This is a genomic window from Brevundimonas sp. TWP3-1-2b1, from assembly GCF_049896165.1.
Taxonomy (GTDB): domain Bacteria; phylum Pseudomonadota; class Alphaproteobacteria; order Caulobacterales; family Caulobacteraceae; genus Brevundimonas; species Brevundimonas subvibrioides_B.
Map to the genome: position 1 here is coordinate 13443 of NZ_JAFCTT010000022.1, position 13579 is coordinate 27021.

General features: G+C 63.4%; 8 protein-coding genes. 6 read left to right on the forward strand and 2 right to left on the reverse strand.

The window, feature by feature from the left end:
- Positions 1 to 63 precede the first annotated feature (63 nt).
- Complete coding sequence (locus tag ACP7AB_RS16245) at positions 64 to 1623, forward strand: ATP-binding protein (RefSeq protein WP_426046190.1); 1560 nt, start codon at positions 64 to 66, stop codon at positions 1621 to 1623.
- A 336-nt stretch (positions 1624 to 1959) separates the two neighbouring features.
- On the forward strand, positions 1960 to 4023 hold the full coding sequence (locus tag ACP7AB_RS16250) for an ATP-binding protein (RefSeq protein WP_425987645.1): 2064 nt from the start codon (positions 1960 to 1962) through the stop codon (positions 4021 to 4023).
- Between the two features lie 223 nt (positions 4024 to 4246).
- On the opposite strand, the gene ACP7AB_RS16255 is transcribed toward ACP7AB_RS16250, so the two are convergent.
- Positions 4247 to 5584 (reverse strand): PAS domain S-box protein, encoded by a 1338-nt coding sequence (locus ACP7AB_RS16255; protein WP_425987584.1) that lies wholly within the window; start codon positions 5582 to 5584, stop codon positions 4247 to 4249.
- A gap of 374 nt (positions 5585 to 5958) precedes the next feature.
- Positions 5959 to 7953: a biotin carboxylase N-terminal domain-containing protein gene (locus ACP7AB_RS16260; protein WP_425987582.1), complete on the reverse strand. Its 1995-nt coding sequence runs from the start codon at positions 7951 to 7953 to the stop codon at positions 5959 to 5961.
- A 162-nt stretch (positions 7954 to 8115) separates the two neighbouring features.
- Here ACP7AB_RS16260 and ACP7AB_RS16265 point away from each other — a divergent pair, with 162 nt between their 5' ends.
- From ACP7AB_RS16265 to ACP7AB_RS16280, 4 genes are all read left to right on the forward strand, one after another.
- On the forward strand, positions 8116 to 9606 hold the full coding sequence (locus ACP7AB_RS16265) for a hypothetical protein (protein ID WP_425987580.1): 1491 nt from the start codon (positions 8116 to 8118) through the stop codon (positions 9604 to 9606).
- A gap of 268 nt (positions 9607 to 9874) precedes the next feature.
- A complete protein-coding gene (gene msrB / locus ACP7AB_RS16270) occupies positions 9875 to 10366 on the forward strand; it encodes a peptide-methionine (R)-S-oxide reductase MsrB (RefSeq protein ID WP_425987579.1) in 492 nt (163 codons plus the stop codon).
- An 88-nt stretch (positions 10367 to 10454) separates the two neighbouring features.
- A complete protein-coding gene (locus tag ACP7AB_RS16275; RefSeq protein WP_425987577.1) occupies positions 10455 to 11063 on the forward strand; it encodes a hypothetical protein in 609 nt (202 codons plus the stop codon).
- A 394-nt stretch (positions 11064 to 11457) separates the two neighbouring features.
- The gene (locus tag ACP7AB_RS16280) at positions 11458 to 12738 is read left to right on the forward strand and encodes a tyrosine-type recombinase/integrase (protein ID WP_426046191.1); all 1281 of its coding nucleotides are present in this window, start codon (positions 11458 to 11460) and stop codon (positions 12736 to 12738) included.
- Positions 12739 to 13579 lie beyond the last annotated feature (841 nt).

The following is a 13579-nucleotide window of genomic DNA, read 5'->3' on the forward strand; positions in this document are numbered from 1 at the left end:
TATTCTGACGCTGGTCAGGGTTGAGTCGCGTGAGGGGGGGGCTGCATGGATGGAATGATGGCGATGTCCGCGCCTGAGGCGCGCCCTGTGGCCGGTGCCGAACTGTCGACCTTCTTCGACGTCACCCTGGACATGCTGGTCATCCGCGACCTGGACGGCACGATCCTGAAGGTCAGCCGATCGTGGGAAACCCATCTCGGCTGGCGCGCCGAGGAGCTGGAAGGGACGCAGCTGCTGCGTCTGGTCCACCCGGACGACCTGCCGGCGACGCGTGAGAGCGTGGTCGAGGTGGAAAACCGCGTGGCCGGCGATCCCGTCCTGGGCCAGGTCAACCGCTACCGGCACCGCGATGGCGGCTATCGCACCCTGGAATGGCGCGCCCACCGGTTCGGCGACCGGATCTACGGCGTGGCGCGCGACGTCACCGACCGGGTCGCGGCCGATCAGGCCCTGATCGAGGCCAAGACCGCGGCCGAGGCGGCCAGCCGGGCCAAGTCCGATTTCCTGGCCAATATGAGCCATGAGATCCGCACGCCGCTGAACGGGGTCATCGGCATCGTCGATTCCCTGCGCCGCACGGAATTGAGCCCCGAACAGCGCGAGATGGTCGACCTGATCCAGGGCGCCGGGGTGACGCTGGAGCGGCTGGTCTCAGACATCCTGGACGTGTCCAAGATCGAGGCCGGTCAGCTGGACTTCGAATCCCGCCAGTTCGACCTCGGCGAGGCCTTGGCCGGGATCATAGACCTGTCGCACAATCGCGCCGCCGAAAAGGGGCTGATGTTCGAGGAACGTCAGGGCTCTGGCGCGCGCGGCGTCTTCATGGGCGACAGCACCCGCATCGGCCAGATCGTCAACAACCTGTTGTCCAACGCGGTCAAGTTCACCTCCGAGGGCTCGGTCACCGTCGACTGGGACGTCAGCGGAGACGAGGTCGGCGAGGGCGTCCTGATCTTCATCGTGTCCGACACCGGCGTAGGGTTCGACGCCGCCACAGGCGCGACCCTGTTCCAGCGGTTCAACCAGGCCGACACCTCCATCACCCGCCGGTTCGGGGGCACGGGCCTGGGCCTGTCGATCTGCCGGGCCCTGGCCGAGCTGATGGGCGGGGTGGTCGAGGCGCGCTCCTGTCCCGGCGAGGGCTCGACCTTCACCCTGACCCTGCCCTTGCAGCGCGTGGTGGCGCTGGAGGAATACGACGGCCTGGCCGCGCCGGTCGCGACGGGGCCGGTTCCCCTCTATCTGCCCGAGCGGTCGCTGCGGGTCCTGCTGGCCGAGGACCATCCGACCAACCAGCGGGTGGTCCAGCTGATCCTGGGCTCGGCGGGGGCGGAGGTGGTCACGGTCGAGAACGGCGCCCTGGCCGTGGAGGCCGTGGCGCGGTCGCGGTTCGACGTCATCCTGATGGACATGCAGATGCCGGTCATGGACGGCCTGGCCGCCACCCGCGCGATCCGCATGGCCGAGCGGGGCGGAGCGCGAACGCCGATCATCATGCTGAGCGCCAACGCCATGGCCCAGCACCGCTATGAGGCGCTGGCGGCGGGGGCGGACCTGCACGTGGCCAAGCCGGTGACGGCGGCGAGCCTGCTGGCCGGGATCGCCCAGGCGGTGGTGGAGTAGGGGGCGGAGAGCGGGCTCGCCGAATGTCCGACGTGGGTGGCTAGCCTGGAATAGGCCCGGCGACGCGATCGCAGGTCGACGGGTTCAAGCCCTGAGCACCGGGCGCAAGCGCCACATTCCATCGTCATCCTCGCGACAGGCTCGAACAGCAACGACCGCAATCGACAGCACTCTGCCGCACGGGACGACGAAACTGCTGCTTTGACGCTCAAAGAATGACAACTCGAACCTGTCGTCGTCCCGCGATCGAATGTCTGCGTCGTCCAGATTATTATAGGTGTTTCTACATATTCAAAAATTGTGATTTTTACAGGAAATGGAAAGCATCATTTCTTGATGAACAAAAAAAGTCTCCAAGACCGGTTTAAAATCGGCGAAACGGCGACCCTTACCATTGCCATATTGATTGTCGTTGCTTCACTGATCTTCCTGCTCTGGCGAGCTGCAGGTGGCGTTGACGCGATCGCAGACACCTCCGAACGAGAGCTGATGCGGAACGGCCTCGCTGCGAGAAGCGCGGAGCTGCGAGCCGCCGTGGTGCCACAGGCCAACTGGGACGACGCGGTTGCGAACCTCGATCAGAACTTCGACCCCGTCTGGGCGGCGGCGAACGTCGGAGCCTTCCTGACCCAGACCAGCGGATTCGATCTGGTCTCCGTGCTGGACAGTCGTGAGACCGTCGTGTTCTCGCGTGACAAGGGCGGACCGGCATCACCCGCCGTCGAGGCCGCGCTCGCGGCGCAGGCAGCCCCCCTGATCTCCGAAATCAGACGGAGGGAAATCCAGCGTGGCCCGTTCCGGCTGGAGCCTGGAAACACGCGGATGATCTCGTCGCCGATCCAGGCGTCAGCATTCAGTCAGATCGCCGGGGCGCCCTATATACTGGTTGCAACCTTGGTGCAGCCGGATTTTGGTACAATCCTGCCCGGTGACCGTGCGCCAGTCATAGTCACCGCAGAGGCGATCGACGCGGCATTTATTGGCGTTCTTTCGGATCGATACCTGTTGCAAGACGCCCAAATCGTGCCGTTTGAGACTCCGCCGGCTTCCGACAAACTAACGATCGCGATCGGCGATCAAAATGGTCAGCCGTTTCTCTCGTTGAGATGGACGTCCCATCGTCCTGCAATCCATTTTATCTTTCTTACATGGCCGTACATCGTAACGCTTGTAACCATAAGCGCGATTACGATTTTTTACTTCAGCCTCGCGGCCCGGCGGTCAAAGCGGAGTTTGGAGATTGCGCTCGTTGTCGCAGAACAGGCCAGTCGGGCCAAATCAGAATTTCTGGCCTCGATGAGCCACGAAATAAGGACGCCCCTGAATGGCGTGATCGGATCGCTTCATCTTTTGAAGACGGAACCTTTAACATCAGAAGGGAAACGGTTGCTCGAAGTGGCATCGAGTTCGGGAGAACTTGTCAATTCTGTCATCAACGATATTCTCGACTTCAGCAAGATCGAGGCGGGCAAGATGTCAATCTCGCCCGAGACGACCGATATCAAGCGCCTTGTTCGGTCGATTGCCGCCACCTTCGAACCCCAATGTCTGCAGAAGGGGCTCGAATTCCGCTGCCGCATAGATCCTTCGGTCGCGGAGGCGCACCTGGACCCGCTGAGACTGAATCAATGCCTGTTCAATCTGATCGGGAATGCTGTCAAGTTCACACCAGAGGGACATGTCGAGTTGATCGTCACTGCTGTCGAACGCGCTGAGGGGCGAGGGCTCTGCTTCGATGTCTCGGATACGGGCATTGGTATTTCGACAGAGGCCCAAGCTGGTCTGTTTCAGCGGTTCGAACAGGCAGACAGATCAACGACGAGAAACTTCGGTGGAACAGGCCTTGGCCTGGCGATCACGCGAAAGATCGCCGAACAGATGGGCGGGGGTGTCCATGTGGTGAGTGAAGCGGGCAAGGGCTCGACGTTTCATCTCGAAATCCCTGCTCCGCACTGCGGACCACAGCAAGCGATGGAAGCCCTGGACGCCGGTGACAGCCTGCTCGACGGGACCCGTGTTCTTGTGGTCGATGACAATGCGACCAATCTGCTGATCGCCGCCACCCTGCTCCGGCGGATGGGTGCGGTGGTGGAAACAGCGCAGAGCGGGCCAGAGTCCATCGAAATGGCGTTGAACGCCCGTTTTGACGTCATCCTGATGGATATCCAGATGCCGGAAATGGATGGACTGGAGACGACCCGCCGCATGCGACATCTGGCTGGCCGTATCGGGCGTGTTCCCGTCATCGCGCTGACTGCGAATGTGCTCGACTCTCATCGGGCGGAATACATGGCGGCGGGCATGGACGGAGTGGTCGGCAAGCCTATCTCGCCGGCGCTTCTGTTGCAGGAAATCCTGTCGATTGGGACGGGCGAACGAGCAACCGTGTCTGCAGCCTGATCGACATCCGGCTTAAGCGCGCTCAGGGCTCACCTTTCCTGAGGCTGGCGTGGGGGTCGGCGCCAGCCGGTCAGGCTCTATCGCCGCTGCCGACTGCCGGGGGGGGGCTATGGGGTCTCACCTCGCCAGCCCACTCGACGACATCGCTTACCCGTCCAATTTCGGCATCGTCTGTGTCTGCCTGTCTGACGCCAGCAGAATTTCGTCTGATGGAACTCGCCGTTCAGAGTGGAAAAGCAATGTCCACGACGAGTCCTGTTGGCTCCCAGGATCGGGTGATGGTTCCTTTAATCTGAGCCACGACGCTGGATTTCAGAGACGATCCAAACCCTTCCCGCGTGGGCGCCACGACCTGGGGTCCCCCGGTTTCGCGCCACTGAAGCATCACTTGATGCGCCTTGATCGTCCAGCTGACCGACACGCGGCCCCCGAACTGGCTACAGGCGCCGTACTTGTTCGCATTCGTCGCCAGCTCATGGAGCAGCATGCTGATCGGCTGAACCTGCTGTGGCGACAGGGCGACCTCGGGACCTTCGAATTCGGTAGAGTCCCTGGGGCAGAGGGCCTCCAATTCCTCTCTCACGACATCTTCGAGTCGGCCCCCTTCCCATCGCCGACTGGCCAGAGACGTTTGCGCGCGCGCCAGGGCGTTGATCCGGCCCACGAGGATTTCCTTGTAGGACTCCAGATCGTCGGCACGGGTAAGGCGTGTGAGCGAATGCACGATCGAGAGGACGTTGCGCGCGCGGTGATCGACCTCGTGCATCAGGAGCTTTCGGGCCTCCTCGTTGCGCTTCTCCTCGCTGATGTCGCGAACCTCAATGATCGTCCCGACGACCCTGGCTTCGTCGTTTCGGATCGGGCTGGCGGTGAAAGCGACGGGGTAAAAAGAACCGTTCTTGTGAATGAAAACCTCTTCCCCCTGCGTCCCGGCGTTTTCAGGGAAAGCCCGGTCGATAGCGCATTCTGAAAGCGGGAAGGGACGGCCGTCCGGGTAGGTATGATGGATCACATCATGAAGCGGGCGTCCGGTCGTCTCGGCAAAGGCATGGCCCGTGAGTTTTTCAGCGGCCTTGTTCATGAACGTGCACTGTTGACTCTCATCCATGACGAAGACGGACATGGTGGTGTTGTCCAGGATCGCATCAAGCCGACGAGCAAGCGCCCGGGTTTCCTGCTCGAGACGACGGTGTGCGGTGATGTCCTGAATCGCTGCATAGAAGACGCAATCGCCCTCCTCTTCGAAGAGTTGAAGCTGGACGGCCACATTGTAGTCGGTGCCGTCCTTGCGGCGATGAATCGTCTCAAAGTCCAGACGTTCGATCTCTCCAGAAAAGAGCGGTCGGACCATGGACAGGAAATCGTCCCTGCCTATCTCTGGTTTCAAGTCCCAAGGCGTCAACGCGGAGATTTCAGCGCTGGTATAGCCAAGATTTTCCCGCGCGCCTCTGTTGACAAGAAGAAACGTGAAATCGTTAGCCGAGAAAATATAGACTTCGCTTGTCGCCTCTTCGACGATCCGTCCCAGACGCTCGCTGGTGACGCCGATGTTATAAGTCATATTCTGACGTTCCGCAGGCTAGGCTATGCACACTTGCCAATACGTAGATAACCGATGGCCCGGCGGCAATATAGTCATGGTCCGTGACCGAAAGGGCCGATCACGGCGGGCCGCTCGACCTTGTCAGAACGTCGGTCGGAAGCGGACATCGCACCATGGCGACGGCTGCGGGGCTGAGAGCGACCTCCCGCTCGCGGACCCGCAGCCTTTTTGACATGCCGGGCGCAGCGCTGCGAAGTCCCGGAGCGGACGCGATGAGTCAGCCGTGTGCGCGCCAGGTTGCCTACTGCGCGCCGCCTTGTTCCGGCTCTCCGGCGCGAGAAGGCCTTCGCCCGGAATGACGAAAGGAGAGCAGGCGTCGGTTCGTTGGAAGCCTATCCGAACTCCACCAGCACATCGTCCGCCGCGACCGGGTCGCCGGCCTTGGCCCCGACGGCCTTCACGACGCCGTCGCGTTCGGCCTTGAGGATGTTCTGCATCTTCATTGCCTCGATGACCGCGACGGTCTCGCCGGCCTTGACCTCCTGGCCGACGGTGACTGCGATGGAGACGACGAGGCCGGGCATGGGGGACTGGATCAGTTTGGAGGTGTCGGCGGCCTGTTTCTCGGGCAGGCGGGCGAACAGCTCGGCCATGCGCGGGGTGAGAACGCGGACGCGGGCCCTGGTGGCGCCGGTGCGGATCTGGAAGCCGTCGGCGATGCGGGCGACCTCGGCGGTATAGGCCGCGTCGTCGAGGACGGCGCGGAACTGGGCCAGGCCGGGACGCCAGTCGATCTCGCTGAGCTGGAGGGCGCGGTCCTCGCCGGCGAGGTCGAGCGTCAGGGCCTCTTCCTCGTCATAGCCGAGGGTGACGCCGTGGGCGTCGCGGTCGATGAGGACGATCCAGTCGGTGCGGTCGGACGGGTCGCCGGACTGTTCGCTGATAATCTCGTTCATCGCGGCGGCGGTGGCGATCAGGATGTCGGTGCGGCGGCGGTCGGGCAGGGCGCCTTTGAAGCCGTCGGGGAATTCGTCCTTGATGTAGCTGGTCGAGAGCTGGCCGGATTTGAACCGCTCTTGGTCCATCACGGCGGCGAGGAAAGGGACGTTGTGGCCGACGCCCTGGAGGTGGGTGTCCTCCAGCGCCCGGGCCATGCCCTCGATGGCGCCGAGACGGGTCGGGGCCCAGGTGTTCAGCTTGGCGATCATGGGATCGTAGAAGATGGAGATCTCGTCGCCCTCGCGGACGCCTGAATCGTTCCTGACCGTGTAGGTCCCGATGGGGCTGTCGTGCTCGCCCTCTTCCGGCTGATCGTAGCGGACCAGGCGGCCGATGGAGGGCAGGAAGCCGCGATAGGGGTCCTCGGCGTAGATGCGGCTCTCGATGGCCCAGCCGTTGATCTTCAGGTCGTCCTGACCGAAGGCCATGGTCTCGCCGGCAGCCGAGCGGATCATCTGTTCGACCAGATCGACGCCGGTGATCAGTTCGGTGACCGGGTGTTCGACCTGGAGCCGGGTGTTCATCTCGAGGAAGAAGAAGCTGCGGTCCTGGCCCGCCACGAATTCCACCGTGCCGGCCGAGTCGTAGTTCACGGCGCGCGCCAGGGCGATGGCCTGTTCGGACATGGCCTTGCGGGTCGCGTCGTCGAGCAGGGGGGAGGGCGCCTCCTCGATGACCTTCTGGTTGCGGCGCTGGATCGAGCATTCGCGGTCGAACAGGGAGACGATATTGCCGTGCTTGTCGCCCAGCACCTGGATCTCGATGTGGCGCGGGTCGATGATGAATTTCTCGAGGAAGACGCGGTCGTCTCCAAACGCGGTGAGGGCCTCGGCCTTCACGGCGGAGAACCCCTCGGCCATGTCGGCGTCGGAGTGGGCGACGCGGATGCCCTTGCCGCCGCCGCCGGCCGAGGCCTTGATCATGACCGGGTAGCCGATCTCGTTGGCGATCTGGACGGCGTGCTCGTCGGACTCGATCAGCCCCATATAGCCGGGGACAGTCGAGACGCCGGCGGCGTGCGCGAACTTTTTCGACGTGATCTTGTCGCCCATGGCCTCGATGGCGTGGGGGTTGGGGCCAATGAAGGTGATGCCCTCGGCCTCCAGCCGGCGGGCGAAGACGGGGTTTTCCGACAGGAAGCCGAAGCCCGGGTGGACGGCCTCGGCGCCCGAGCGGCGGACAGCCTCGACGATCCTGTCCTGGACCAGATAGCTCTCGGCGGCGGGGGAGGGGCCGATGTGGATCGCCTCGTCGGCCATCTCCACGGCCATCGAGCCGGCGTCGGCGTCGGAGTGGACCACGACGGTCGATATGCCCATGCGGCGGGCCGTCTTGATAATCCGGACGGCGATCTCGCCCCGGTTCGCGATCAGGATCTTGGAGAACATGCGGCGATCCGTAGGCGGGCCTCGCGAGCCTGTAAACGGGGGCCGCATTCGCTCGCCCAATGGACGAACGGTCACACGGGCGCCGTTCTCGCTTGGCAAGATGAGGCCTCATCGGCTTTAACTCGCGGCCGAGCCATTCGCATCCCACGCCTGGAGTTCGTTATGATCCGCTTTTTGACCGCCGTTTCGGCGGCCGCCTGCATGCTGACGGCGACCGCCGCGGTCGCGCAGGATTTCCGCGCCCTGGCCCGCACGGACCTGCAGGCCGCGCATGACGCGCTCCGCGACAATCACCCCGCCGCCGCCATCCCCGGCGCGTCCGGCGACACCTTCCGCAGCTGGCTGAACGCCGGTCTGGCGGACGCCAACGGCCGCATCGGCCAGGTCAACTCGGGCGACGCCCACGCCTATCTGATGCGCTACTACGCCGGCGGCTTCCGCGATTCGAACATCGCCATCACGCCGTCGTTCGAAGGCCTGGGCCCCTATTTCGGCATCAGCTGGCCCGGGATCACCACCGGCTGGCGCAACGGCCGCTATGAAGTGACCTATGTGAAGCAGGGCGTGCGCAACGCGCCGCGCATCGGCGACATCGTGGTCAGCTGCAACCTGACGCCGATCGAGGACTACGCCCGGGCCAAGCTCGACAAGTGGGAAGGCAATCTCGACACCGAGGCCGGCCGCGTCACCTCGGCACCGTATCTCCTGTGGAACCGCAACAATCCGTTCGCGGCTGGCACGCCCTCGACCTGCGAGTTCAAGCGGGGTGACCGCGGTCGTCCGCGCGCCGTCGAACTGCGCCCCGCGCCGCTGGTCGCCGGTGATCTGGAAGCCGCCTATCGCGCCACTGTCTATATGCCGCCGGCGACGCCGCTGAACGTCGAGACGGTCAACGGTCGTCCGTGGGTGCATGTCCACTCGTTCGCCGACTCGGCGGGCTGGGACGCCTTCAACTCGCTGGTCGAAGGCCAGGCCGCAGCCCTGCGCGGGCCGCAAGGCTTCGTGCTGGACCTGCGCGCCGCCTCGGGCGCCTCGGCCTATACCTCGACGGCGCGCGGCTATGGCCTGGCCAACCGCATCTGGACCCCGGAGTTCACCGTGAGCCGCCAGCCGGCCGCCGGCGCCATCACCTATCGCGCCACCCCGGGCAACCGCACCTGGTACAATGACACGCTCGGCCGGATGCAGGCCGACCCGCGCTTCGTCCAGGAAGCCGGTCCGGTGATCGTCCAGACCCAGGAGGTCGTGGCGGCCTTCGATACCGCCATCGCCGCCCGCACGCCGACCTTCACCCTGCCGGGACGCGCCGCCGTGCCGGACACCGGCGCGCCGAACCCCGTCCAGGGTCCGGTGATCGTTCTGGTCGACGCGGGCTGCTCGGGCGGCTGCCTCGACACCCTGGACCTGCTGTCCAAACTGCCGAACGTGCGCATCGCCGGCTCGACCACGGCGACCGACACCATCTTCATCGAGCCGACGCAGGCCCGCCTGCCGTCGAACTATTCGGACCTGAGCTACGGCCACAAGGCCTGGACCAGCCGCGAACGCCCGAACAACGCGCCCTTCACCCCGGCGCAGGGCCTGGTCTATGTCGGCAACCCGGCCGACGAGAATGCCGTGCGGACCTGGGTCGGGACGCTTTTCGGCGGCTGATTTAGGCTGAACGACCGAGATGAGGCCGGGCGAGGGGACACCTCGCCCGGCCTTTTCTTTTGCGGCGTGTGTTTCTCCCTCCCCGTTCGGGGAGGGTGGTCGCGTAGCGACCGGGTGGGGGCGGCAGAGCGATCAAGCAACGACGTGTCTGTGTTTTACCTTGCCGCCCCCACCCGGTCTCCGCTTCGCTTCGACCACCCTCCCCCGAGGGGGAGGGAGAAGATCGGGGCCTCTTGGAACCCTGGGCGACGGTTCCCATTTCCCGTTCATGACCGACATCACCGACACCCGCCCGAACCTGTCCGCCGCCGGATACGACCTGACGCCGCCGTCCGAAGGTCAGCGCGTGGCGCTGGAGGCCGATCTCAACGCCGAGGAGAAGCGGGTCCTGCTGTCGCACGGCACCGAGGCGCCGTTCTGCGGCGTGCTGCTGGGCGAGAAGCGGGCGGGGGTGTTCGTCTGTCGGGAATGCGGCCTGCCGCTGTTCAAGGCGACGACCAAGTTCGAGAGCGGCACGGGCTGGCCCAGCTTCACCCGGCCGGTCAGCGAGGATCACGTCACGGCCATCGAGGACCGCGCCTATGGCATGGTGCGCGTCGAGACGACCTGCGCGCGCTGCGGCAGCCATCAGGGCCATGTCTTCCCGGACGGGCCGCCGCCGACCGGCCTGCGCTACTGCATCAACTCCGTGGCGCTGTCGTTCGTGGAAGAGGGCCGGCCTCTGCCCGATCCGCTGGGGCGCGGCGACGGGGTGGCGTGACCACTCGAGTCAAGACGGCGCTGAAACTTCACCATCACGGTCCGGCCTCAATCCGGGTTAGGATGCTCGCCAGTCCGGAGTCTCGCCCATGCTGATCGCCCTCGCCCTGGCCGCCATCCTCGCTCCCGCGGATCCTGACGGCGTGGTGACCACGGCTCCGCGCGGAGCGGGCGCGGTGATGGTGGGGGCCGAGGCACCGACCACCGACGCCCGGCCCGAGGCGGCCCAGGTGGTCGCCGTGGCCCCTCACAATCTGACCACGCGCGACCAGATCGACCGGTGGGTCGCCGCCCGTGCGCCCGAATCGGAGCCGTTCGCTGTGGCCTCGGGCCCGCAGGACGATCGCAAGATGCACGGCTTCGTCAGCGGCTCGATCGGGACGAACGACTATTCCTCCGTGTCGGTCGGCGTATCCCTGCCGATCGGCGAGAACGGCCGGCTGGACCTGGCCTACAGCCAGACGAAGAACGGCTATGGCTATCCGGGGTACGGCTCCGGCGCCTGGGGTTATCCGGGCGAATACGGGTTTGGCGATGTTGGCTACGGCTATGGCTCGCGGAGCCGTCCCTATGGCGTCTATGATTCGCTCTACGGCGCGCAGGGCCGTTCGCGGTCGATGTCGATCGGCTTCAGCTGGGATGAGGACAAGGGACGGCATGATCGGGAGCGGGCGCCGTTGATTACGGCTGAGGACTAAATTTCCGCCGTGCATCCCGGCGAAGGTCGGGATCCAGATCACGCGGTCAGGCGGCTGGGACAAGGCGCCTGGCCGACTGATTCCGCATAAATGACCTCCATCTGGACCCCGGCCTTCGCCGGGGTGCACGGATGGGAGTCGGAAACGAAAAAAGCCCGGTCTCGCGACCGGGCCTTATCGTTTCGGAATGGTGCCGCCGGGGGGAATCGAACCCACGACCTCAGCCTTACCAAGGCCAATGTGTCATTATCCGCTGGCCTCCGCTTGACTCCTAACTCTCGAAAAAGATTATTTATTATAGGTACATCTGGCGGATGTGCCTCTTTTAAACTCCGGTCCGTTCCGCTTAATGTGTGCCCATCGTGCGCCCAGCTCGATGAGGACTTGAGAGCGCATGGCCAAGCTGAACAGAACGATTGTGAATGCGATTGTCGCGCCACAGCGAGGTGAGGCGGTCGTTATGGATTCTGATTTGCCCGGCTTTGGCGTCCGGGTAATGTCTTCAGGTGCGAAGAGCTTCTTCGTCCGTTACCGCGTTGGCGGCGGGCGTGGTGCACCAATGCGACGCCTCACCATCGGTCGTTCAGAGACTCTGACGCCAGAGAAGGCCCGCGATGCCGCCCGGTCGATCCTCGCCCGCGTCCGTCTTGGAGAGGACCCTGCTGGCGACAAGGCGAATCGACGCTCAGCGCATACGGTGTCAGAACTGATCGATGAATGGCTTGCTGGACCGGGACAGCGAGACCGGCGGGGTAAGGTCCGGTCGGCCAGCAACATCGGTTGTGACAAAGGTCGTCTGAACCACCACGTCAAAGCGGTCATCGGGAGGCACAAGCTGCCCGAGGTGAACCGCTCCGCGATCGAGTCCCTGCGGGACAGCATATCCCAGGGCAAGACAGCCAAAACAGAGGTGACCAAGAAGCATGGCGTGGCGCGGGTCACAGGCGGTGAAGGGGCAGCTACCCGAACGCTCAGGACGTTGAGCACCGTATTCTCGTATGCGGTGCAAAGAGGTTACATCAACACCAACCCGGTGATGGGAGTCCGCAAAGCGCCTGACCGGCACAGCGAGCGCTTCCTATCAGAGGATGAACTCAAAGCCCTGGGCAAGGCCCTAGACGCCGCCGACGCTTCTGTCCCCAAGGCGACGACGATCATTCGTTTGCTGGCGATGACAGGCTGCCGCCGTCGAGAGATCGAGGCGTTGAATTGGACTGAAGTCGATTTGCTGAATGGTTTTCTCAGGCTCAAAGAAAGCAAGACTGGATCGAAGAACGTCTTCATCTCTCAGGACGCTGCTACGGTCCTAAGCAAGATTCCTCGCGTCAAAGGCAAGCCGTGGGTTTTTCCGGGCACTACTGGCAAAGGGCACTACCAGCACACGGCGAAGGTATGGACGGATATTAGGATGAAAGCAGGGCTAGCCGATGTCAGGCTTCATGATCTGCGGCACACCTTCGCCTCTCGTAGCTTGGCCGAGGGAGCGTCGTTAGAAGTAGTAGCTGCCCTGCTCGGGCATCGGGAACGCCGAACCACCGAGCGCTATGCCCATCTTGCTTCTCATCCGATCAAGGAAGCGGCAAACCGGGCTGGACGATCAATCAGCGACTCGATGGCGCTGGCGTCTGACGTGACCCCCAGTTCTCATTCAGCCATAACGAGAGTACTTTCGTGATTTCAGCCGTGATTGCTTGGGGTGGCAAGAGGCCGGTCTGCGCAGCCATCAACCCGGTCACCAGGCCGGCCGATCTGTCCGGTCGCCCTCCCGTCGGAGCTTCATGTGCAACCGTCGAGACGAGGCTCTTAAAAGACAGCACCAACGGATCAATCACTATGAGAATGATTTTTGCCGTCAGCGCGATGATAACTCTGAGCGGCTGCGCGACGGTTGGTGACCAGGTTAATCGAGGTCCTGCATGGTCTGGACTATCAGATCAGTCGCCCGACCAAATCTATGACTGCTTAGTTTTATCAGAGTGGCCACATGCGTCGCGGAATGCCTTTGAAGGCGGAGAACGATTCTATGTATCGCCGAACGAATGGATCTTTGTGAAGCCGGAGGGCAATCAAACCAGAGTGAGTGCTTACAGCGGCTACACAGGCAGTTTGGGTAATTTAGCGTTTGTCAGCCGAAAATCGAGGGAGTGTGCCTATCCAACTTAAAAAATGTCGAATTATTTGTCCGCGTAACTCTGCGTAACTGCGTACGCCAATCTTTGCATCTAACAAGCGCCAAGGCACTCTTGGAGCGTTAGAAATGCAATCGGACTTCCTTTCTCCCCCACAAGTGTCGGAGATTTATCCCGGCCTGACCGTTCGTTGGCTTTCCCGCCAGCGCTGGGAGCATGGCTCGCTCCCGTACATCAAGGCCGGGAAGCGGGTGCTCTATCGGCGCTCAGAGCCTGAACGAAAAAGAAGTTGGGTGATTTCAGTTCGTTGTGATTCTGTCGGAGTTGCGAAGCTTCGATGGAGACCACGATGGCCTGGACCGAAACCACCCGCCACCAGTATCGGCG

Coding starts and splice junctions, on each gene's coding strand:
- ACP7AB_RS16245 (WP_426046190.1), top strand. CDS start 64: ATGTCCGCGCCTGAGGCGCGCCCTGTGGCCGGTGCCGAACTGTCGACC.
- ACP7AB_RS16250 (WP_425987645.1), top strand. CDS start 1,960: ATGAACAAAAAAAGTCTCCAAGACCGGTTTAAAATCGGCGAAACGGCG.
- ACP7AB_RS16255 (WP_425987584.1), bottom strand. CDS start 5,584: ATGACTTATAACATCGGCGTCACCAGCGAGCGTCTGGGACGGATCGTC.
- ACP7AB_RS16260 (WP_425987582.1), bottom strand. CDS start 7,953: ATGTTCTCCAAGATCCTGATCGCGAACCGGGGCGAGATCGCCGTCCGG.
- ACP7AB_RS16265 (WP_425987580.1), top strand. CDS start 8,116: ATGATCCGCTTTTTGACCGCCGTTTCGGCGGCCGCCTGCATGCTGACG.
- msrB (WP_425987579.1), top strand. CDS start 9,875: ATGACCGACATCACCGACACCCGCCCGAACCTGTCCGCCGCCGGATAC.
- ACP7AB_RS16275 (WP_425987577.1), top strand. CDS start 10,455: ATGCTGATCGCCCTCGCCCTGGCCGCCATCCTCGCTCCCGCGGATCCT.
- ACP7AB_RS16280 (WP_426046191.1), top strand. CDS start 11,458: ATGGCCAAGCTGAACAGAACGATTGTGAATGCGATTGTCGCGCCACAG.